We start from the raw sequence: 21,197 nt of genomic DNA, 5'->3' as shown, positions 1-21,197 counted from the left end.
CCCGTCCGCCACGGCACGACCCGGCCGGCGCCTCAGACCAGTCGGCGGATCTCGCCGCGTACCCGGTAGAAGCCCCCGGACGCCGCGTGCAGCCCGTCCACCACGTACCGGGCGCCGGGCTCCCGTATCCCGCGCGGGAACTGGACGTTCCAGGAGGTCTCGAAGCCCTCCGACACCACCTGCACCCGCATCCGGCCGCCCTGCTGCACGCACTCGACGACCACCTTGCCCGCCGGGACCGCGGCCGAACGGACCGTCGCCACCGCCGCGGCCGAAGCCGCCGGGGTGAACACCGGCAGGGCCGCCGCCGACTTCACGTCCACCGCCGCCGGCACGGAACCCTGCTGCGCCGCCGCGATGGCGGCCTCGCCGGCATCCACGCACACCAGCGAGCCGTCCGTGGTGACCAGGTAGAGCCGTTCGTCCAGGTACTGCATGGACAGGGCCGACCCGCTGCCCGTGCCGAGCTTCCAGAGCCTGCGCCCCTCGGCGTCGAAGCAGTACACCGACGAGGCGAGGTCACCGGCGAACACGTGCCGCCCGTCCGGGGAGGTCGCGCAGGAGTACACGGCCGCGTCGCACCGGTACGAGGCCTCGACCGCGCCCGTCGCCTTCGACAGCCGCTGCACGGTGTTGCGCCCGGTCCCCGCGTAGACGGCGTCGCGCTCCTGCCAGCCGAAGAGCACCGAGCCGTTCGTCGCCGTGTGCCACAACTCGCCGCTGCCGTCGGGGGCGTAGGCCGTCACGCCCTGGCTGTGCCCGTGGTAGACGGCCCGGTCGTCCGCCCGGACCATCCAGGCGTTGGAGCCGGCGGACTTGCGCGACCACTGGAACTCGTCCTCGTGGTCGATGACCGTCAGACCGCCGTTGCGGTCGGACACGTTCAGCACGCCCTCGCGGATGTCGAGCCAGAAGATGTCCACGTCCGCCGCGATGTCGTACGCGCCGAACGGCACCTTGGAGGACAGGTCGTAGACCGTGCCGTCGTCGCAGCCCGCGTATATCCAGAACTCGTCCGCGACCAGGCACTTCACCCCGTCCGGCAGCGAGTAGCGGGCCAGCACCTCCCCGCCGTGGCTCAGGGTGTAGACGTCGCCCGCCTGGTTGCCGACCCAGCAGCGGTCCTCGTCCACGTGGATGCCGAACGCGGAGGAGCCGGTACGGAAGCGCCACAGCACCGGCGCCACCGCCCGGGCCGTCGACGGTGCCGACGTCACCTGGCGGCGGGTCACGGCGCGGGCCGCGCGGGCCCCTTGAACCGCCGGCGCGTACCCCTTGCGGACCTTCTCGCCGATCTTCTTGGCGGCGGCCGCGCGGGCCTTGTCGGGCGTGGGGAACGAGGAGTTCTGCAGCTGGCCGGCCGCGCCGATGCGGCCGTAGCGCACCGAGACGTCGGTGCCGTCGACCGTCACCTCGTAGAACTTGTGCGCCGCGCCGTTCTCCTGCGACAGCTCCAGATACGTCGTCTCCCGAGCCATGACAGACTCCTCCCCAAGGGCCGGGTCAACGGCTCCTGTTCACCGGTGATCCCTCGTGAAAAACGCTAAGCCCCGGCACTGACAATGGGCTGGTGAAGCTGGAAGCGATCACCTGGCAGCGGATGGCCGAGCGGCTCGCCGGTCACCTGGACGACTCCCGTACCGACGGTGGGGGCGGGCCGGAGGCGCCGGCCTGGCAGCGTGTCGGCATCGACGGCGCGCCCGCCGCCGATACCGGGCTGCTCGCGGGGCGGCTCGCCGACGCGCTGCGGCCGCGGGGGCGCTCGGTGCTGGTGGTCGCCGCCGAGGGGTTCTTGCGGCCGGCGTCGCTCCGCTTCGAGTTCGGCCGCGAGGACGTGGACGCGTACCTCGGCGGCTGGTACGACACCGGGGCCCTGTGGCGCGAGGTGTTCGGCCCGACGGATCCCGGCGGCAGCGGGCGGGTGCTGCCCGACCTGTGGGATCCGGTGACCGACCGCGCGACGCGCAGTCCCTACGCCGAACTCCCCCCGGGCGGGGTGCTGATCGTCCACGGGCCGCTGCTGCTGGGGCACTGGTTCCCCTTCGACCTCAGCGTGCACATCAACCTCTCCGCGGGGGCGCTGGCCCGGCGTACGGAGGAGAGTGCGCGCTGGACGCTGCCCGCGTTCGCCCGCTACGCGGCCGAGACGGATCCGGCGTCGGCCGCGGACGTCCTGGTGAGGGCGGACGACGCCCGACACCCGGCATGGACCGGATGCCCCGGTGGCGGGGCGGGGTAGAGGCCTTCCCGCCCCCGGCCGTGTCCGCGTCAAGGGCGGTCCGCGTCAGGGGCGGCCGCCCAGGCGGGTGACTGCTCGGGCGGCCGCCCGGCAGCCCGCCGCGGCTGCTTGCGCCGGGTCGGCGCCCGCGAGCCGGGCCGCGAGGAAGCCGCCGGTGAAGGCGTCACCGGCCCCCGTCGTGTCCACGGCCTCGGCCGGCTCCGCCGCCACCTCGGCGGTGACCCGGCCGCCCTCCGCGACGAGCGCTCCGCCCGTGCCGCGGGTGACCACCACCAGCGGTACCCGACGGCTCAGCTCCGCCGCCGCGCGGGCCGCACCGGCCGGCTCCGGCAGCCCCGCCAGCAGCCGGGCCTCGTCCTCGTTCGGCAGGAGTACGCCGACCCCCGCCACGGCGGCCAGGAAGCGCTCGGCGCCGAGCACGGCCAGGAACCCCGCCGACGCCGGGTCCACGCTGACCGGCACGCCCCGGGTGCGGGCCGCCCGCAGCGCGACGAGGGCCAGCTCACGGCTGCTGTCCGCGAAGAAGAGGTAGCCCGACAGGTGCAGGTGCGCGGCGCCGTCCAGCAGGGCGGGCGCCCAGTCGGCGGGGCACAGCCGCAGCGAGGCCCCGCTGTCGGTCAGGAAGGTCCGCTCCGCGTCCTTGCCGACCAGCGCCACCACGGTCCCGGTCGGCTCCACCGGGTCCACGACCAGCCGGGGCCGGACTCCGGCGTCGACCAGGGCCCGCTCGTGCCAGCGCGCCGACTCCGCGCCCACCCGTGCGAGGAGGCGCACCTCGGCCGCCCCCGAGCGGGCCGCCCAGCACGCCGCGTTGGCGCCCGCGCCGCCGGGGAGGGTACGGATCCGCGCGGCGGTGTCGGTGGCCGGAGCGAGGGGCTCCGTATGGACCGCCACCACGTCCGTGACCACGTCCCCGACGACCACGAGCGCCCCGGGCGCGGCTCCGGGTACCCCGGCCGCCCTGGGCGCCCCCGGTTCCCCCGGCGTCCCCGGCGTCCCGGCTCGGGGTGTGGTGCGTATCCGCCGTGGACCGGCCGGCTCCGGTGTCGGTGTCATGCCCGGGCCGTCCAGGCCGTGGCGATGCGGGCGCCGAGGCGGACGTTGCCCCGGACCGCCGACAGGTTGGCCTTCAGGGAGGCGCCTTCCGTTGCCCCGACCAGGTAGGACAGCAGGAACGGGGTCACCGCCTGGCCCGTGATCCCGCGGGCCCGGCATTCCGCGAGGGCCTCGGTCAGCACGCGGGCGTGCAGGGCCGGGTCCAGTTGGTCCGCCTCCGCCACCGGGTTCGCCACCAGCAGCGCCGACTCCGGGCCGCCGAGCGCGTCCTGAGCGGCCATCACCGCCGCCACCTGCTGCGGATCCTCCACCGTCCAGTCCACCGGCTCGCCGGAGTCGGCCAGGTAGAACCCCGGGAAGCGCCGCGTCCGGTAACCCAGGATCCCCACGCCCAGGGTCTCCAGCCGCTGCAGGGTGGCCGGCACGTCGAGGATCGACTTCACCCCCGCGCACACCACCGTGATCCGGGTCCGCGCGAGCAGCGCGAGGTCCGCCGACTCGTCCTGGGAGACGGTCCATTCGCGGTGTACGCCGCCCAGCCCGCCCGTCGCGAAGACCCGCAGCCCCGCCCGCGCGGCCAGCAGGGCCGTCGCGGACACCGTCGTCGCGCCGGTCGCCCCGGTGGCCAGGGCGGGGGCCAGGTCCCGGTGGCCCAGCTTCCGTACGCCCTCACCGGCCGCGATCCGCTCCAGCCGCGCCTTGTCGAGGCCCGCGTACGCCACCCCGTCGACCACCGCGACCGTAGCCGGAACCGCGCCCTCCGCCCGGACCAGGGCCTCCAGTTCCAACCCCACCTCCAGATTGCGGGGACGGGGCAGCCCGTGGGCGATGATCGTCGACTCCAGCGCGACGACGGGCCTGCGCGCGGCCAGCGCCTCGCGCACCTCTTCCGACAGGACCGGGACCTCGGATGCTCTGTGCTGTGGCATGCCCCCATCCATGGCACGGGATGCGCGCCCCCAAACGCGCCTCCCGTGCTCCGGCGCGAAGCTGTCCGAGTAGCGTTCCCGTAGGGACACGCGCGGTTTCCACGATGAACTCGCCGCCCGCTACGACCTCATGTACGCGGACTGGGACGCGAGCGTCACCCGCCAGGGCAAGGCCCTGGACGCCCTGCTCACCTCCGCGCTCGGCCCCGGCCCCCACACCGTGCTCGACAACGCGTGCGGGATCGGCACCCAGGCGCTGGGCCTGGCGTACCTGGGCCACCGGGTCACCGGCACCGACCTCAGCCCCCGGGCCGTGGCCCGCGCCGCGCGCGAGGCGCGGGCGCGCGGGCTGACGCTGCCGGTCGCCGCCGCCGACATGCGCGCGCTGCCCTTCGCCGACGGCCGCTTCGACGCCGTCGTGTACGCCGACAACGCCCTCCCGCACCTGCTCACCGCCGAGGACGTCCGCGCCGCTCTGGCCGAAACCCGGCGGGTGCTGCGCCCCGGCGGCCTGCTGCTGCTCTCGACCCGGCCGTACTGCGCCGCACCCGCCCGGCGAGCGAGGCCCCGCGGGTACGGACCGGGCCCGACGGGCGGACCATCACCTTCCAGCTCTGGCACTGGCACTGGCACTGGCACGAGGAGCGCTACGACGTCGAGCTCTTCCAGCTGCTGCCGTCGGGCGGGACGTGGACCACGCGCACCTCGACCGCCACCTACTGGGCCCTGCCCGAGGAGGAGACGGCCCGCTACGTGCGCGGGGCCGGTTTCGGCGAACCCGTCCGGCACGCCGCCGAAGCGACCGGCTTCCACCAGCCCGTGCTCGGCGCCCGCCGCCCCGCGCCCCGGGTCCGCTCGACGGAGTGACGGGTGCGCCGCGTCCGCACTGGACGCTCTGGTCACCCCGGGGCCGGTGGCGTCCGGATTAGGCTGACGCGCCATGAGCACCAGTGATCACACCGCCCCCGGCTCCTTCGCCGTGTCCGTCGCGGACGTCCCCGACTCCGAGCTGGAGGCCGAGGACCTCGACCCCGCGCAGATCCTCTCCGGCACCCCCGTGGTGACCGGCAAGGTGCTGTGGGAGGCCGAGGACGGCTCGCAGATCAGGGGGATCTGGCAGATCACCCCGGGCGTGGTCACCGATACGGAGGCCAACGAGCTGTTCGTCGTGGTCAGCGGCCGCGCCACCATCGAGGTCGAGGGCGGCGCGACGCTGGAGGTCGGCCCGGGTTCGGCCTGCGTGCTCCGGGAGGGCGACAGGACCACCTGGACCGTGCACGAGACGCTCCGCAAGGCCTACCACATCAGTTACTGACGCCCTCGGCGGTCGCGGCCGCGGGACCCGCCGGGTGCCGCCGGGCGGTGAACAGGGCGAGCGCCGCCATCGGCAGGAGCAGCGCGGCGCCGATCGCGTTGAGCCAGCCGTAGCCCGCCTGCGCCATGACCAGCCCGGCCGCCGCCCCGCCGAGCCCGGCCGCCGTGTTCATCGTCAGGTCGCTCAGGCCCTGTACGGCGGCACGCGCGGGCTGCGGCACGGAGTCGGTCAGCAGCGCCGACCCGGAGACCATCCCGGCGGACCAGCCGAGGCCGAGCAGGAAGAGGCCGGCCGCGCTCTGCGCGTGGTTGCCGTGCGCGGTGCCGGCGAGCAGGGCGGCGATCGACAGCAGCCCGGCCGCGAGGCCGATCACGGACAGCCGGCCGAGGCGGTCGGCGAGCCACCCCATGACCGGGGAGAAGGCGAACATGCCGGCGATGTGGCCGCTGATCACCAGGCCGACCAGCTTGAGGCCGGCGCCGTGGTGGCCGAGGTCGACCGGGGTCATCACCATGATCGAGACCATGGTGGTGTGGGACACGGCGACGGTGAGCAGCGCGAGCCGGGCGCGCGGGGAGGCCCGTACGGCGTGGAACCCGGCGCGCAGCGAGCGGCCCTGACGGGACTGTTCCGCGGGGCCGGCCAGCGCCCGGGCCGTCAGCAGGGGGTCGGGCCGCAGGAAGACGGCGATCAGCGTGCCGGTGAGGACGAAGACGGCGGCGGCCCAGACGAAGGGCCCCGCCGTCTGGGGTATGGAGGTGCCGGCGAAGCTGGCGCTGGCGGGGGCGGAGAGGTTGGGGCCGAGCACCGCGCCGATGGTGGAGGCCCAGACGACCACCGAGATCGAACGGGCCCGCCGGTCGGGCGCCGCGAGGTCGGCGGCGGCGAAGCGGGCCTGGAGGTTGGCGGAGGACGCGGCGCCGAAGGCGGCCATGCCGAGCATGAGCAGGGGGAAGCTCTTCACGGAGGCGGCCAGGACGACGAGGGCGGCGCCGAGCGTGCCGATCGCGTAGGCGACGACCAGTCCCGGGCGGCGCCCGCGCGCGGTCATCAGCGCGGCGAGGGGGAGCGAGACCAGGGCGGTGCCGATCACCGCGGCGGTGGAGGCGAGTCCGGACAGGGCCTCGGTGCCGCTGATCTCGGTGGCCAGGACAGGGGCGAGGGCGATGCTGATCGGCACGCCGAGGCCGCCGAGCATCTGGCTGGCGATCAGCACCCCGGATATCCGCCGCCGCAGCCGCGGCAGGTCCGCGAGGTCCATGCCCCCTGCCGGGCCCGCCACGGCCGCGTCGGTGCCCGTCGGGCCGTCGGTACCGGGCGTGCCGGTGCCCTTCGACGCTCCGGCCGGACCGGGACCGGCGGCCCCCGCCGTGAAGCCGCCCGCGGCGGCGGCGTCGCCCCCGCCGCCGCCCGTACCGGTTCCCGGAGCCGTCCCGGGTGTGGAGGTCACGCGCGACACCCCCCTCGCGGGCACGCGGGGACGAGGTCCGGGGCGGGGGTGCGCGCGGGGAGGCCGGATCCGGCAACAGTAGTCACCGCGGAAGTGTCCCACCCCTTACCGTGCGGCGGAACAGGGTAGGCGCGAGCGGATAACGCGCAGGTCAGAACAGGGGCTGCGGAAGCACTCCCTCCAGCGCGAGCAGGATCCGCTTGGTCTCCACCCCGCCCCCGAAGCCCCCGATGCCCCCGTCGTTCTCCACGACCCGGTGGCAGGCCACGACCACCGGCAGCGGATTCGACCCCATGGCGTTGCCCACCGCCTGGGCCGCCCCCGGCTGCCCGGCCCGGGCGGCCAGCTCCCCGTACCCGACCACCGATCCGTAGGGCACCGAGCGGTCGAGCTCCAGCAGCACCTGGCGGTTGAAGCCGGAGCTGAGCCGCCAGTCCAGCGGCAGCTCGAAGCGCCGCAGCGCACCGGCGAAGTACCGGTCGAGCTGGCGTATCGGCTCGGCGAGGAGCACCTCCTCGCCCGGGGCCGGCCGCCGGGCGTCGGCGCCGAGCCGGGAGACGAGGGAGCCGATCATCCGCTCGACGCGCTGCGGCCCGGCATGGAACTCGACCCGGACCAGACCCTCGGGGGTCGCGGCCAGGAGAAGGGGACCGATGTCGCTGGGGACGACGGTCCATTCGAGGTGCGGCCCGCGGGGCCGCTCGGTGCTGTCCACGTCTCCACGGTACGGCGCCCCACCGACAGCCCCCGCCGCCCGCGGTCAGAATCCGCCCACGGCCTCCCGTACGACGTCGGGCATGTTCGTGATGATCCCGTCCACCCCCATCTCCCGGACCTTGCGGGCGGTGGTCGCGTCGTCGACGATCCAGGTGTCCACCTCCATGGCCTTGCCGTGCGCGCCCCGCAGCCCGTGCACCGCCTTGACCCAGTCGGCCGAGATCGTGGTGTGCCAGGGGTTGATCCGGTCGGTGAACTCGGCGTACCGCGGCAGGTCGGCCACGGTCGGGGTGCCCAGGAAGGCGGTCACCAGATCGGGCCGCAGGCGGTGCACGATCCGTACGGAGTCGGCGCTGAAGCTCTGCACCACCAGGCGCTGGGACACGTGCTTCTCGTCGAGCCAGCCCAGCTCGCCCAGCAGTTTCAGGGTCTGCTCCTCGATCCCCGGGTAGGCCTCCGGCTTCTTGATCTCCAGCAGCAGCCGCTGCTGGTTGTCCTGGACCCGGTCCATGTACTCCCGCAGGGTCGGCACCCGGGCGCCCGCGAACTGCGGGCCGAACCAGCTCCCCGCGTCCAGCCGGGCGATCTCGGCCGCCGTGAAGTCCTTGACCCGCCACGGCTCGCGGCCGGGGAACACCTGCTCGACGTTCGTCGTACGGGCCAGGGTGTCGTCGTGAATCACCACCAGCTCTCCGTCGCTGGTCCGCTGGACGTCGTTCTCGACCCAGTCGAAGCCCATCCACAGGGCCCGGTCGATGGCCTCGATCGTGTTCTCCGGGGCGTACGCCGAAGCCCCCCGGTGGGCGTAGACGACGGGGCCCAGGAACCGCTTCTGCGTGGTGGCGGACGGGGCGCCGGGGGAGCCGGTGCCGGGCGCGGCGGACGCGGCCGTCCCGCCCAGCAGACTGAGGGCGAGGCCCAGGAAGGCGGCGGCCGCCGCGGCGGCGGGTCGGACGACGTACATGTGCGTTCTCCTCGGGTCGTGAGCCCTGCTCTGCCTCAAACGGGTGCGGAGCGACAGACGTTGCGGTGACGCACCCGCCGTGCACCGACGGAGAGCCGTTCCACGGCGATCATGGGGTTGATGATCACCGCCGCGCCACCGAACTACGACAAACGGACCAGACCGCGCTGGCTGTCAGTGGGGGGCCGTACGGTTGACTCATGCGGCCCGTATCGAAGATCGAACGCACGGTGGCGCCTTTCGAGGTCGTCAGCTCCTACCAGCCCAGCGGCGACCAGCCGGCGGCCATCGCCGAGCTGGAGAAGCGCATCCGTGCAGGTGAGAAGGACGTCGTACTGCTGGGTGCGACGGGCACAGGCAAGTCGGCGACCACGGCCTGGATGATCGAGAAGCTCCAGCGGCCGACGCTGGTGATGGCTCCGAACAAGACCCTCGCCGCCCAGCTGGCGAACGAGTTCCGCGAGCTCTTGCCGAACAACGCCGTCGAGTACTTCGTCTCGTACTACGACTACTACCAGCCCGAGGCGTACGTACCGCAGTCGGACACCTACATCGAGAAGGACTCCTCGATCAACGAGGAGGTGGAGCGGCTGCGCCACTCCGCGACCAACTCGCTGCTGACCCGGCGCGACGTGATCGTCGTCGCCTCCGTGTCCTGCATCTACGGCCTCGGCACCCCGCAGGAGTACGTCGACCGGATGGTCCCCCTCAAGGTCGGCGAGGAGATGGACCGCGACCAGCTGCTGCGCCGCTTCGTCGACATCCAGTACACCCGCAACGACGTGGCCTTCACCCGCGGCACCTTCCGGGTCCGCGGCGACACCATCGAGATCTTCCCGGTCTACGAGGAACTCGCGGTCCGCATCGAGATGTTCGGCGACGAGATCGAGGCCCTGTCCACCCTGCACCCGCTGACCGGCGAGGTCATCAGCGAGGACCGCGAGCTCTACGTCTTCCCCGCCAGCCACTACGTCGCCGGCCCCGAGCGCATGGAGAAGGCCGTCCGCGGGATCGAGGCCGAGCTGGCCGAGCGCCTCGCGGAGCTGGAGAAGCAGGGCAAGATGCTGGAGGCCCAGCGGCTGCGCATGCGCACCACCTACGACCTGGAGATGATGCGCCAGATCGGGTCCTGCTCCGGCATCGAGAACTACTCGCTCCACATGGACGACCGCGAGCGCGGCTCCGCGCCCAACACCCTCATCGACTACTTCCCGGAGGACTTCCTCCTGGTCATCGACGAGTCGCACGTCACCGTTCCGCAGATCGGCGCCATGTACGAGGGCGACGCCTCGCGCAAGCGGACCCTGGTCGACCACGGCTTCCGGCTGCCGTCCGCCCTCGACAACCGGCCGCTGAAGTGGGAGGAGTTCCAGGAGCGCATCGGCCAGACCGTCTACCTGTCGGCGACCCCCGGCAAGTACGAGCTCTCGCGCGGCGACGGCTTCGTCGAGCAGATCATCCGCCCCACCGGCCTCATCGACCCCGAGGTCGTGGTCAAGCCGACCGAGGGACAGATCGACGACCTGGTGCACGAGATCCGCCAGCGGGTCGAGAAGGACGAGCGCGTCCTGGTCACCACCCTCACCAAGAAGATGGCCGAGGACCTCACCGACTACTTCCTGGAGCTCGGCATCCAGGTCCGCTACCTGCACAGCGACGTGGACACGCTGCGCCGCATCGAGCTGCTGCGCGAGCTGCGCTCCGGCGAGTACGACGTCCTGGTCGGCATCAACCTGCTGCGCGAGGGCCTCGACCTGCCGGAGGTGTCGCTGGTGGCCATCCTCGACGCCGACAAGCAGGGCTTCCTGCGCTCCGGGACCTCCCTCATCCAGACCATCGGCCGCGCGGCGCGCAACGTCTCCGGCCAGGTCCACATGTACGCGGACAGCATCACCCCGGCCATGGCCCAGGCGATCGACGAGACCAACCGCCGCCGGGAGAAGCAGGTCGCGTACAACACGGCCAACGGGATCGACCCGCAGCCGCTGCGCAAGAAGATCAACGACATCGTCGCCACCATCGCCCGCGAGGAACTGGACACCGAGCAGCTCCTCGGCACCGGCTACCGGCAGGGCAAGGACGGCAAGGCCCCGGTACCGGCCCTCGGCGGCAAGGCGACCGCCACCGCGACCAAGGCGGGCAAGGCCGGCAAGGGGGCCAAGGGCGCCAAGGCGGCCGAGGTGCTCACCGACCGGCCGGCCGCCGAACTGGCCGCGCTGATCGAGCAGATGACCGAGCGGATGAGGGGCGCCGCGGCCGAGCTCCAGTTCGAGGTCGCGGCCCGGATCCGCGACGAGGTGAGCGAGCTGAAGAAGGAGCTCCGGCAGATGAAGGAAGCGGGTCTCGCCTGACCCGGGGCCTGTCAGTAGGGTTGGGACACAGCCGCAGTTACACGCTGCGCGCCCGTTAACGGGGCGGGCTACGGAGAGGGGACAGCGCGTGACGGTCAACATGACCAAGGGTCAGGCCATCAGTCTGCAGAAGTCGGACGGCGGCACTCTGACCGCGGTCCGGATGGGCCTCGGCTGGCAGGCGGCCAAGCGCCGCGGGCTGTTCGGCTCGCGGACCCGGGAGATCGACCTGGACGCGTCGGCGGTGCTCTTCGCCGACAAGCAGCCGGTGGACGTGGTGTTCTTCCGGCACCTGCAGAGCGACGACGGCTCCGTCCGGCACACCGGTGACAACCTCGTCGGCGGCGTCGGCCAGGGCGGGGACGACGAGGCGATCCTCGTCGACCTCCAGCGCGTGCCGGTGCACATCGACCAGATCGTCTTCACGGTGAACTCGTTCACCGGCCAGACGTTCCAGGAAGTGCAGAACGCCTTCTGCCGCATCGTCGACGAGACCAACGGCCAGGAGCTGGCCCGCTACACCCTCGACGGCGGCGGCCAGTACACCGCCCAGATCATGGCGAAGGTGTCCCGGGTCGGCAGCGGCTGGCAGATGACGGCCCTCGGCAACCCGGCCAACGGCCGGACCTTCCAGGACCTGATGCCGGCGATCCTGCCGCACCTGTAAGAAGAGCGGTACCGGACAAGAGCGGTACCGAACAAGAGCGGTACCGGGCAAGAGCGGTACGGAACAAGAGCAGTACGGAACAAGAGAAGAAGGCACGGGGGAGGGCTGCACGATGACGGCCGAACTGGTCCGGGGGCAGAACCACCCCCTGTCCCGCAACCGGGTGGAGGTCAGGGTTTCGGCGGGCGCGGCCGTGCTGGCCCTGGCGTCCACCGCGGACGAGGGGGGCCGGCTCGCCGGTCCCGGGGCCCTGGCCCATCCCGGTGCCCGGGCCCTGCCGGGCCTGGAGGTGCCGGACCGGGTCGGCGACCGGCACCGGTTCACCGTCGACCTCGATGCCGTCGGGGCGGCCGTGCACCTGGTCCGGGTGCTGCTGGTGCTGCCGCCCGGCGGACCGGCGCGCTTCGGCGAGGTCGCCGCCCCGTACGTGGCCGTGGCCGAACCGGAGGGCGCCGAGCTCGCCGGGTACACCCTCACCGGCCTGGACTCCGAGAGCGCCGTCGTCGCCCTGGAGCTGTACCGGCGCCAGGGCGCCTGGAAGGTCCGGGCCGTGGGCCAGGGCTACGCCGCCGGCCTCGGCGCACTGCTGGCCGACTCCGGTCTGGCCGGCCCGGCCGCCGAGGAGCTGAGCGCCGCCGCCCTGGGCGCGGTGGCCTCCGGGGACGTCACCCTCGCGACCCTGCCCACCGGAAGCGCGCCGACCGTTCCGCGCGGGCTGCGCGCCCCGCGGGACCCGGCCCCCGCCGCACCGGCGCCCGAACCGCCGGACCCGCTCCCGGTCTCCGGTACCCCGTACGCGGGCACGCCCCGCCCGGCCACCGCCTCGGGCCCCGGCACCGGCCCCGCCCCGGCGGACACCATCGGCGGCCCGCCCGCCATCGACTACGCCCACCCGCGCCGCCGCCGCACCTCCACCGAGGCCCCCGAACCGGCGCCCAGGCCCGCACCCGCCGCCGAGCCCGGGCAGCCCCCGCGCCCCGTCGCCGGGGACGCCAGCGGCTGGTCCATGGACGAGCGCCTCTACAACCAGGTCTGGGGCATGTTCGAGGACCTGGCCCGTACCGTCGCCGCCTACCGCAGCGCCGTCGACTTCGCCGACTCCCGGCTGGACCGCGAGCTCGACGGGGCCCTGTCCGACCCCCGCCACCGGCTCGGCGGCTCCGGGAACACCGCCCGCGACACCGCCCGGGCCCGCCGCGAGGACCTCGTCGCCCAGGCCCGTGCCGTCCTCGACCGGGACCTGGAGCAGCTGACCGCCGAGGCCGAGGTGGTCGAGCCCGCGCTCCCGGCCGCGTACGCCCGCTGGGCCGATCCCGTCTGGCACGCCGACCGGGGCACGCCCGAGGAGGGCCCCCTCGCCCTGCGCCTGGGCGACCTGAGCCTGCCCGAGCGGCCCGGCCTGCGCATCCCAATGCTGATGCGGCTCCCGCTGGAGCGCGGCCTGTGGATCGACAACGGCCGCACCGGCTCCGAAGCGGCGATGACCATGGACACCGACCGGCTGCGCCGCCTCGCCATGGACATGGCCGTCGCGCACGCCGCGCGGCTGCTCGCGGTGCACCCCGCCGACCGCTTCTCCGTCCACGTCATCGACGCGGCCGGGGCCGCGGCCGCCTCCCTGGCCCCGCTGGTACGCGCCGGGGTGCTCGCCTCGCCGCCCGCCGCGGGCGCCGAGGGGGTGACCCGGACCCTGGAGCGGCTGACCCGGCGCGTGGACCTCGTACAGATGGCGCTGCGCGCCGGGGCGCCGGAGGACCTGCCGCCGGACGTGGACCGGGCCGAGCAGCTGCTGGTCGTGCACGACTTCCCGCACGGCTTCGACGACCGGTCCGTCACCCGTCTGCGCTACCTGGCCGACGAGGGGCCCGCGGTCGGCGTGCACCTGCTGATGGTCGCGGACCGTGACGAGGCCTCGGCGTACGGGCCGCTGCTGGATCCGCTGTGGCGCTCGCTGATGCGGCTGTCGCCGGTGCCGGACAGCCACCTCGCCGACCCCTGGGTGCAGCACGCCTGGACCTTCGAGCCGGACCTGCCCCCGCAGGGCAGCCGGGTCCTGGAACAGGCGCTGGAGCGGGTGGCGCGGGCCAGGAGGTCCGGCCGCCGGTGACGGTCCATGGGTGACGGTCCATGACCGGCCACTGACCCCTTCTTGGTCCGCCCTTTACCTTTGACCCCCTCCGCCGGTACTGTGGACCCTGCGGAGGGGAGTATTCCTGCTGTTTCTGCACGGCGTGCCCGTCAATACGGACCACTCGGTTCATTCAACGCAGTGGTCCCGGGGCGCCGGCCCACGGCCTCCAGGCCGTCCGGGTGGAAGAGACCTCCGGCAGCGATGACGCTGACCAAGTGCTGAGCCATCCGCCGGAGGCGTGAAAACCGTGGACGTTTCGTTGACCCTATGGGTGCTGACCATCGCAGGTCTGGGCATCCTCATCGGCGCCGACTTCTTCATCGGCCGCAAACCGCACGACGTTTCCATGAAGGAAGCGGGCATCTGGACGGTCGTCTGGATCGTGCTCGCCGGGCTCTTCGGCCTCGGACTGATGTTCTTCGGGCACGGCCAGGCCTCCCAGGAGTTCTTCGCCGGCTTCATCACCGAGAAGTCCCTGAGCGTGGACAACCTCTTCGTCTTCGTCCTGATCATGGCGAAGTTCTCGGTGCCCTCCCACCTCCAGCAGCGCGTCCTGCTCGTCGGCGTGCTGATCGCCCTGGTCCTGCGGGCGATCTTCATCGCCGCCGGCGCCGCGATCATCACCACCTTCGCGTGGGTCTTCTACATCTTCGGCGCGTTCCTGATCTACACCGCGTGGAAGCTGATCCAGGAAGCCCGCAAGGACGAAGAGGAAGAGGAGTTCGAGGAGAACCGTCTCCTCAAGTCGATCGAGAAGAAGTTCGGCGTCGCCGACCGCTACCACGGCACGAAGCTCTTCATCCGCGACAGCGGCAAGCGGATCCTGACGCCGCTGATGGTCGTCATGCTGGCCATCGGCACCACCGACGTCCTCTTCGCCCTGGACTCGATCCCCGCGATCTTCGGCCTCACCCAGGACCCGTACATCGTCTTCACCGCCAACGCCTTCGCCCTGATGGGTCTGCGCCAGCTGTACTTCCTGATCGGCGGCCTGCTCAAGAAGCTGGTCCACCTCAGCTACGGCCTGTCCGTCATCCTCGGCTTCATCGGCATCAAGCTGGTGCTGCACGCCCTGCACGAGTCCGGGGTGCACGTCCCGCAGATCTCCATCCCGGTCTCGCTGGGCGTCATCTGCGGTGTCCTGGTGATCACCACCATCACCAGCCTGATCGACTCCAAGAAGCAGGCGGCGGCCGAGGCCGCAGCCGCCCCGGAGACCAAGAGCGTCGACGCCTAGCCGGACGTCCCGACGCTCCCGGAACGGGACTACGCGGGGGCGGCCGCTTCGGCCGCCCCCGTTTCCGTGCCCGCCGCCCGCGTCCGGACCCTGGCCGGGTTCGTTTCCGGAAGGAGGGCGAAGCAGGTCAGGCTGGCCAGCGAGAGCAGGGTCAGGTACACCGCCACGCCCCAGGGCGGACCGGAGCCCTCCGCCAGGGCCGTCGCCACGATGGGCGTCAGGGCGCCGCCCAGCACCCCGCCCAGGTTGTAGCCGACGGCCGCGCCGGTGCAGCGGATCCGCGGGGCGTACAGCTCGGGCAGGTACGCGCCCACCACCGCGAACGCCGTCACCATCCCGAGCAGCGCCCCCGCGCAGCCCAGGGTGATCAGCAGCGGGTCGGCCGTGCGCAGCAGGGCCACGAAGGGGAACATCCACACGGCGCAGGCCGCGCTGCCGGCCAGGCACAGCGGCCGCCGCCCCCAGCGGTCGCCGAGCACCGCGAGCAGCGGGGTGACCAGCCCCTGGAGCAGGACCGCCGCCATGACGCAGGCCAGCATCACGGTGCGGTCCAGGTGCAGGTGGCCGGTGGCGTACGCGAGGGACCAGGTGGTGACCGCGTAGAAGACTGCGTACCCGAAGGCCATCGCGCCGCCGGTCAGCAGGAGCAGCCGCCAGTGGCCGCGTACGACCTCCGTGAGCGGTGCCTCGGCGCGCCGGCCGGTCTCGGTGAGCGCGCGGAACTCCGGGGTCTCCTCGGCCGACCGGCGCAGCCACAGTCCGGCCAGCGCGAGCAGTCCGGCGCCCCAGAACGGCACCCGCCAGCCCCAGGCGGTGAACCGGGCGTCGCTCAGGGTCCCGGACAGCGCCAGCACCACCCCGTTGGCCAGCAGGAAGCCGACGGAGGGGCCCATCTGCGGGAAGCTCGACCACAGTCCGCGCCTCCGCTCCGGTGCGTGCTCGGCGGTCAGCAGGACCGCCCCGCCCCACTCGCCGCCGAGCCCGAGCCCTTGCAGGAAGCGCAGCAGGAGCAGCAGGAGGGGCGCGGCGATCCCGATCGAGGCGTACGAGGGCACGCATCCGACGGCCACCGTGGCGAGGCCGGTGAGCAGCAGCGATCCGAGCAGTACCGGGCGCCGGCCGTAGCGGTCGCCGATGTGGCCGAAGAGGACGGAGCCGAGCGGGCGGGCGAGGAAGCCGACGCCGAAGGTGCCGAAGGCGGCGAGGGTCGCGGCCAGCGGGGAGAAGGCGGGGAAGAACAGCGGGCCGAGGACGAGGGCGGCGGCCGTGCCGTAGGCGAAGAAGTCGTAGAACTCGATGGCGGTGCCGGCGAGGGAGGCCAGGGCGATCCGCAGCATCGAGGGGGAGGTGCCGGGGGGCGGGGAGGGGTGTCGTTGCATGGTGCACCAACTACCCCGGCCCGCTCCCTCGGGACATGCGTTCGGTCATCATCGACCGGAAGGAGTGCACACCGCCGCGCCGTTGACGGCGCCGTTGACGGGTGTCACCAGCCGCGCTCGCGCCATTCGGCCAGGTGCGGGCGCTCGGTGCCGAGCGTGGTGTCGTTGCCGTGGCCCGGGTAGACCCAGGTCTCGTCCGGCAGCTGCTCGAAGAGCTTGTGCTGCACGTCGTCGAGGAGGCTGGCGAAGGCCTTCGGGTCGTCGTGGGTGTTGCCGACGCCGCCCGGGAAGAGGCAGTCGCCGGTGAACACGTGCGGGTGGCCGTGCGGGTCGTCGTAGATCAGCGCGATCGAGCCGGGGGTGTGCCCGACCAGGTGGCGGGCGGTCAGCGAGACCCGTCCGACCGTGACCGTGTCCCCGTCCTCGACCGGGACGTCGGTGGCGACGGGGATGCCCTCCGCGTCGAAGGCGCCCGCGTAGGTCCGCGCGCCGGTGGCCTCCACGACCTCCGCGAGGGCGCCCCAGTGGTCGCCGTGCCGGTGGGTGGTGACGACGGACTCGATGCCGTCGTCACCGATCAGGCCGATCAGCGTGTCCGCCTCGGCGGCCGCGTCGATCAGCAGCTGTGCGCCGGTGGCCCGGCAGCGCAGCAGGTACGCGTTGTTGTTCATCGGGCCCACCGCGACCTTGGAGATCATCAGGTCCGCGAGTTCGTGCACGTCGGCAGGGCCGCCGACCTTCACCGCTCCGCTGTACGTCATGTCTTTGATCCTAAGGGTGTGTGCGGTCCTAGAGCGGGGGAAGTTCGGGCAGGCCGTCGCCGGCCGTGACGGCGAGGTGGGCGCCGCGCAGGCCGCGGCCGGCCAGCCAGCCGAGCAGTTCGTCCGTGGGGCCTTCGAGGACCACGGGGGTGCCCTCGGTGCCGCCGGTGTGCCAGACCGCGTCGGGCTGGGCCTGCAGGGTCACCGGGGGGACCTCGGGGCGGCCGGACCAGCGGGCGGCGAGGAAGGCGATCTCGCGGTCCGTGAACTCCTCCGGGAGGTCGTGCAGCTCGTAGCCGATGTTCAGGTCGACGTGGTGCAGTTCGACCTCGACGAGGCGCCGGAACGGCACGTTCGCCGCGAGGTCGGTGACGCCGTTGCGCAGCTCGACCGTGCGCGACCAGTCCTGGGCCGGCTCGGTGGTGGCCAGGAAGCGGGCGCCGGAATCACGGAGGTCCCGCAGATGTTCTTCCAGGGGCCGGCCGGCGTCGCGCTCGATGTCCGTGTCGCGGGCGGCGCCGCTCTCGTACATGGGGCGGCCTTCGAAGACGTTCACGAGGGCGTCCGCGTTGCGTGCGAGGTGGGCCAGGATGTGGCCGCGGGTCCAGCCCGGGAGGTGTGACTCCTCGGCGAGGGCGGCGTTGTCCAGTTTGGTGACAGCGGTCAGCAGTCGCTCGGTGGCCTCACGTACAGATCGCAGGTCGTGCACATGATCAGTCATGGATCCGAGCCTAGTGGCCCCGGGGCCGCCGCCACACGATCGGGTGAAGCAGTCTTGCGAGTGCCGTAAATCGAATGTGCGTGCTATACGCTCGGGAGTCCAGACCAACTCCACCGCAGAGGCGCCCCCCATACCCTGGATAGCCGGGGCCCGTGCCCCCGCTTCTCTCAAGAAAGGTGCGGACCGGCGTGACCGACCGTCTCATCGTTCGTGGCGCTCGCGAGCACAACCTGAAGAACGTCTCGCTCGACCTGCCCCGCGATTCACTCATCGTCTTCACCGGACTCTCCGGCTCGGGCAAGTCCTCCCTGGCCTTCGACACGATCTTCGCCGAGGGTCAGCGCCGCTACGTCGAGTCGCTCTCGTCGTACGCCCGCCAGTTCCTGGGGCAGATGGACAAGCCCGACGTCGACTTCATCGAGGGCCTCTCCCCGGCCGTCTCGATCGACCAGAAGTCGACCTCGCGCAATCCCCGCTCCACCGTCGGCACCATCACCGAGGTCTACGACTACCTCCGCCTGCTCTTCGCGCGCATCGGCAAGCCGCACTGTCCCGAGTGCCGCCGGCCGATCTCCCGGCAGTCGCCCCAGGCGATCGTCGACAAGGTCCTCGCGCTCCCCGAGGGCAGCCGCTTCCAGGTGCTGTCGCCGCTGGTCCGCGAGCGCAAGGGCGAGTTCGTCGACCTCTTCGCCGACCTCCAGACCAAGGGCTACAGCCGCGCCCGGGTGGACGGGGAGACCATCCAGCTCTCCGAGCCGCCCACGCTGAAGAAGCAGGAGAAGCACACCATCGAGGTGGTCATCGACCGCCTCACCGTCAAGGAGAGCGCCAAGCGCCGGCTCACGGACTCCGTCGAGACCGCGCTGGGCCTCTCGGGCGGCATGGTCATCCTGGACTTCGTCGACCTCGCCGAGGACGACCCCGAGCGCGAGCGGATGTACTCCGAGCACCTCTACTGCCCGTACGACGACCTCTCGTTCGAGGAGCTGGAGCCGCGCTCCTTCTCCTTCAACTCCCCCTTCGGCGCCTGCCCCGAGTGCACCGGCATCGGAACGCGCATGGAGGTGGACCCGGAGCTGATCGTTCCGGACGAGGAGAAGTCCCTGGACGAGGGCGCGGTCTCGCCGTGGTCGCTCGGCCACACCAAGGACTACTTCCAGCGGCTCATCGGCGCGCTCGCCGGGGAGCTGGGATTCCGTACGGACATCGCCTGGGCCGGGCTGCCGCTGCGCGCGAAGAAGGCGCTGCTGTACGGGCACAAGACGCAGATCGAGGTCCGCTACCGCAACCGGTACGGGCGCGAGCGCGCGTACACGACCGCCTTCGAGGGGGCCGTGCCGTTCGTCAAGCGGCGGCACTCGGAGTCGGAGAGCGACGCGAGCCGCGAGCGCTTCGAGGGCTACATGCGCGAGGTGCCCTGCCCGACCTGTGAGGGCACCCGGCTGAAGCCGATCGTCCTCGCGGTGACGGTGATGGAGAGGTCCATCGCCGAGGTCGCCGCGATGTCGATCAGCGAGTGCGCGGACTTCCTCGGGCGGATGAAGCTCGACGCCCGCGACAAGAAGATCGCCGAGCGGGTCCTGAAGGAGGTCAACGAGCGGCTGCGCTTCCTCGTGGACGTCGGCCTGGACTACCTCTCGCTGAACCGCGCCGCCGGCACCCTGTCGGGCGGCGAGGCCCAGCGCATCCGGCTGGCCACGCAGATCGGCTCCGGGCTGGTCGGCGTGCTGTACGTACTGGACGAGCCGTCCATCGGACTGCACCAGCGCGACAACCACCGGCTGATCGAAACGCTGGTGCGGCTGCGGGACATGGGCAACACGCTCATCGTCGTCGAGCACGACGAGGACACCATCAAGGTGGCCGACTGGGTCGTGGACATCGGCCCCGGCGCGGGCGAGCACGGCGGCAAGGTGGTGCACAGCGGTTCCCTGAAGGACCTGCTGAAGAACCCCGAGTCGATGACCGGGCAGTACCTGTCGGGCAAGCGGTCCATCCCGGTGCCGGACGTACGCCGTCCCGTGAACGGGGAGCGCAGGCTCACCGTGCACGGCGCCAAGGAGAACAACCTGCGGGACATCGACGTGTCCTTCCCGCTGGGCGTGCTCACCGCCGTCACGGGCGTATCGGGTTCCGGCAAGTCCACGCTGGTCAACGACATCCTGTACACGCACCTGGCGCGCGAGCTGAACGGCGCGCGGTCCGTGCCCGGGCGGCACACGCGGGTGGACGGCGACGACCTGGTCGACAAGGTCGTGCATGTCGACCAGTCGCCGATCGGGCGGACGCCGCGGTCCAACCCGGCGACGTACACCGGTGTCTTCGACCACGTGCGCAAGCTCTTCGCGGAGACGATGGAGGCGAAGGTGCGCGGCTACCTGCCGGGCCGCTTCTCCTTCAACGTCAAGGGCGGCCGGTGCGAGAACTGCTCCGGCGACGGCACCATCAAGATCGAGATGAACTTCCTGCCGGACGTGTACGTCCCGTGCGAGGTCTGCCACGGCGACCGGTACAACCGGGAGACGCTGGAGGTCCACTACAAGGGCAAGTCCATCGCGGAAGTCCTGAACATGCCGATCGAGGAGGCGCTGGACTTCTTCGAGGCGGTGCCGACGATCTCGCGGCACCTGCGGACGCTGAACGAGGTCGGGCTGGGCTACGTCCGGCTCGGGCAGTCCGCGCCGACGCTGTCGGGCGGTGAGGCGCAGCGCGTGAAGCTGGCGTCGGAGCTGCAGAAGCGGTCGACGGGGCGGACGGTGTACGTACTGGACGAGCCGACGACGGGTCTGCACTTCGAGGACATCTCGAAGCTGATCAAGGTGCTGTCGGGGCTGGTGGACAAGGGGAACTCGGTGATCGTCATCGAGCACAACCTGGACGTCATCAAGACCGCGGACTGGGTCGTCGACATGGGGCCGGAGGGTGGCTACGGCGGCGGGCTCGTCGTCGCCGAGGGCACGCCGGAGCAGGTGGCGTCGGTGGGCGCGAGCCACACCGGCAAGTTCCTGCGGGACATCCTGGGGGCGGACCGGATCTCGGACGCGGAGGTGCCGGTGGCGCGGGGCGCCGCGAAGAAGGCGGCCCCGGCGAGGAAGGCGGCCCCGGCCAAGAAGGCGGTCGCCGCCGCGAAGAAGGCCGCCCCGGCGAAGAAGACAACGCGCGCCCGCAAGGTGTAGCCCCCGTGGGGCCCGGCCCGCTGCGCGGGGGCGGGGCCCCCCCCCACCCCCCCACACCCCGTGGGTTTTAAAAAAAAGAAGCGGGCGACGACAGTGGTGGGGGT

Annotated in this window: 16 protein-coding genes and 1 pseudogene; 8 read left to right on the top strand and 9 right to left on the bottom strand. The window is 72.4% G+C overall.

The genetic code is table 11. From position 1 onward, the window contains the following. Positions 1–32: 32 nt before the first annotated feature. The gene (locus ACFV0Q_RS12015; protein ID WP_385004129.1) at positions 33–1,478 is read right to left on the bottom strand and encodes a WGR domain-containing protein; all 1,446 of its coding nucleotides are present in this window, start codon (positions 1,476–1,478) and stop codon (positions 33–35) included. Positions 1,479–1,570: 92 nt separating this feature from the next. Between ACFV0Q_RS12015 and ACFV0Q_RS12010 the strand changes: the two genes are divergently transcribed. Continuing rightward, a complete protein-coding gene (locus ACFV0Q_RS12010) occupies positions 1,571–2,239 on the top strand; it encodes a uridine kinase (RefSeq protein WP_385004127.1) in 669 nt (222 codons plus the stop codon). 45 nt (positions 2,240–2,284) lie between these two features. Here the strand turns inward: ACFV0Q_RS12010 and ACFV0Q_RS12005 are convergent, their stop codons facing one another. Both ACFV0Q_RS12005 and ACFV0Q_RS12000 read right to left on the bottom strand, forming a co-directional pair. Beyond that, on the bottom strand, positions 2,285–3,163 hold the full coding sequence (locus ACFV0Q_RS12005; protein ID WP_385004125.1) for a carbohydrate kinase family protein: 879 nt from the start codon (positions 3,161–3,163) through the stop codon (positions 2,285–2,287). A gap of 128 nt (positions 3,164–3,291) precedes the next feature. Then, on the bottom strand, positions 3,292–4,224 hold the full coding sequence (locus tag ACFV0Q_RS12000; protein ID WP_385004123.1) for a pseudouridine-5'-phosphate glycosidase: 933 nt from the start codon (positions 4,222–4,224) through the stop codon (positions 3,292–3,294). Between the two features lie 130 nt (positions 4,225–4,354). Between ACFV0Q_RS12000 and ACFV0Q_RS11995 the strand changes: the two are divergent. Then, positions 4,355–5,091, top strand: a pseudogene (locus tag ACFV0Q_RS11995) (class I SAM-dependent methyltransferase). Between the two features lie 73 nt (positions 5,092–5,164). Further along, positions 5,165–5,539, top strand: coding sequence for a cupin domain-containing protein (locus tag ACFV0Q_RS11990; RefSeq protein ID WP_385004121.1), 375 nt, complete (start codon positions 5,165–5,167; stop codon positions 5,537–5,539). Here ACFV0Q_RS11990 and ACFV0Q_RS11985 read toward each other — a convergent pair. From ACFV0Q_RS11985 to ACFV0Q_RS11975, 3 genes are all read right to left on the bottom strand, one after another. After that, positions 5,529–6,800 carry an MFS transporter gene (locus ACFV0Q_RS11985; RefSeq protein ID WP_385004159.1) on the bottom strand — a complete coding sequence of 424 codons (1,272 nt, stop codon included), beginning with the start codon at positions 6,798–6,800 and terminating at the stop codon, positions 5,529–5,531. The genes ACFV0Q_RS11990 and ACFV0Q_RS11985 overlap by 11 nt on opposite strands. A gap of 340 nt (positions 6,801–7,140) precedes the next feature. Next, positions 7,141–7,704, bottom strand: coding sequence for a methylated-DNA--[protein]-cysteine S-methyltransferase (locus tag ACFV0Q_RS11980; RefSeq protein ID WP_385004119.1), 564 nt, complete (start codon positions 7,702–7,704; stop codon positions 7,141–7,143). Positions 7,705–7,749: 45 nt separating this feature from the next. Continuing rightward, positions 7,750–8,670, bottom strand: a complete 921-nt coding sequence (locus ACFV0Q_RS11975) for a glycerophosphodiester phosphodiesterase (protein ID WP_385004117.1) — start codon at positions 8,668–8,670, stop codon at positions 7,750–7,752. Positions 8,671–8,870: 200 nt separating this feature from the next. Here ACFV0Q_RS11975 and uvrB point away from each other — a divergent pair, with 200 nt between their 5' ends. From uvrB to ACFV0Q_RS11955, 4 genes are all read left to right on the top strand, one after another. Beyond that, on the top strand, positions 8,871–11,021 hold the full coding sequence (gene uvrB, locus ACFV0Q_RS11970; RefSeq protein ID WP_385004115.1) for an excinuclease ABC subunit UvrB: 2,151 nt from the start codon (positions 8,871–8,873) through the stop codon (positions 11,019–11,021). An 88-nt stretch (positions 11,022–11,109) separates the two neighbouring features. Further along, the gene (locus ACFV0Q_RS11965; protein WP_385004113.1) at positions 11,110–11,688 is read left to right on the top strand and encodes a TerD family protein; all 579 of its coding nucleotides are present in this window, start codon (positions 11,110–11,112) and stop codon (positions 11,686–11,688) included. 112 nt (positions 11,689–11,800) lie between these two features. Then, positions 11,801–13,795 (top strand): TerD family protein, encoded by a 1,995-nt coding sequence (locus ACFV0Q_RS11960; RefSeq protein ID WP_385004111.1) that lies wholly within the window; start codon positions 11,801–11,803, stop codon positions 13,793–13,795. A 271-nt stretch (positions 13,796–14,066) separates the two neighbouring features. Next, complete coding sequence (locus ACFV0Q_RS11955) at positions 14,067–15,056, top strand: TerC family protein (protein WP_385004109.1); 990 nt, start codon at positions 14,067–14,069, stop codon at positions 15,054–15,056. 29 nt (positions 15,057–15,085) lie between these two features. On the opposite strand, the gene ACFV0Q_RS11950 is transcribed toward ACFV0Q_RS11955, so the two are convergent. The 3 genes from ACFV0Q_RS11950 to ACFV0Q_RS11940 all read right to left on the bottom strand — a co-directional run bounded on the left by ACFV0Q_RS11950 (position 15,086) and on the right by ACFV0Q_RS11940 (position 17,917). After that, positions 15,086–16,435, bottom strand: coding sequence for an MFS transporter (locus ACFV0Q_RS11950; RefSeq protein ID WP_385004107.1), 1,350 nt, complete (start codon positions 16,433–16,435; stop codon positions 15,086–15,088). A 104-nt stretch (positions 16,436–16,539) separates the two neighbouring features. After that, positions 16,540–17,196, bottom strand: a complete 657-nt coding sequence (locus ACFV0Q_RS11945) for an MBL fold metallo-hydrolase (RefSeq protein WP_385004105.1) — start codon at positions 17,194–17,196, stop codon at positions 16,540–16,542. A 28-nt stretch (positions 17,197–17,224) separates the two neighbouring features. After that, positions 17,225–17,917, bottom strand: coding sequence for a maleylpyruvate isomerase family mycothiol-dependent enzyme (locus tag ACFV0Q_RS11940; RefSeq protein ID WP_385004103.1), 693 nt, complete (start codon positions 17,915–17,917; stop codon positions 17,225–17,227). 188 nt (positions 17,918–18,105) lie between these two features. Here ACFV0Q_RS11940 and uvrA point away from each other — a divergent pair, with 188 nt between their 5' ends. After that, positions 18,106–21,093 (top strand): excinuclease ABC subunit UvrA, encoded by a 2,988-nt coding sequence (gene uvrA, locus ACFV0Q_RS11935; protein ID WP_385004101.1) that lies wholly within the window; start codon positions 18,106–18,108, stop codon positions 21,091–21,093. Positions 21,094–21,197: the final 104 nt, after the last annotated feature.

It is taken from the genome of Streptomyces sp. NPDC059564 (assembly GCF_042735575.1).
Classification (GTDB): domain Bacteria; phylum Actinomycetota; class Actinomycetes; order Streptomycetales; family Streptomycetaceae; genus Streptomyces.
Note: the sequence above shows the minus strand (reverse complement) of the source record. Positions and strands in the feature narration are given on the sequence as shown.

Coding starts and splice junctions, on each gene's coding strand:
- ACFV0Q_RS12015 (WP_385004129.1), bottom strand. CDS start 1,478: ATGGCTCGGGAGACGACGTATCTGGAGCTGTCGCAGGAGAACGGCGCG.
- ACFV0Q_RS12000 (WP_385004123.1), bottom strand. CDS start 4,224: ATGCCACAGCACAGAGCATCCGAGGTCCCGGTCCTGTCGGAAGAGGTG.
- ACFV0Q_RS11990 (WP_385004121.1), top strand. CDS start 5,165: ATGAGCACCAGTGATCACACCGCCCCCGGCTCCTTCGCCGTGTCCGTC.
- ACFV0Q_RS11985 (WP_385004159.1), bottom strand. CDS start 6,800: ATGGACCTCGCGGACCTGCCGCGGCTGCGGCGGCGGATATCCGGGGTG.
- ACFV0Q_RS11975 (WP_385004117.1), bottom strand. CDS start 8,670: ATGTACGTCGTCCGACCCGCCGCCGCGGCGGCCGCCGCCTTCCTGGGC.
- uvrB (WP_385004115.1), top strand. CDS start 8,871: ATGCGGCCCGTATCGAAGATCGAACGCACGGTGGCGCCTTTCGAGGTC.
- ACFV0Q_RS11960 (WP_385004111.1), top strand. CDS start 11,801: ATGACGGCCGAACTGGTCCGGGGGCAGAACCACCCCCTGTCCCGCAAC.
- ACFV0Q_RS11950 (WP_385004107.1), bottom strand. CDS start 16,435: ATGCAACGACACCCCTCCCCGCCCCCCGGCACCTCCCCCTCGATGCTG.
- ACFV0Q_RS11945 (WP_385004105.1), bottom strand. CDS start 17,196: ATGACGTACAGCGGAGCGGTGAAGGTCGGCGGCCCTGCCGACGTGCAC.
- ACFV0Q_RS11940 (WP_385004103.1), bottom strand. CDS start 17,917: ATGACTGATCATGTGCACGACCTGCGATCTGTACGTGAGGCCACCGAG.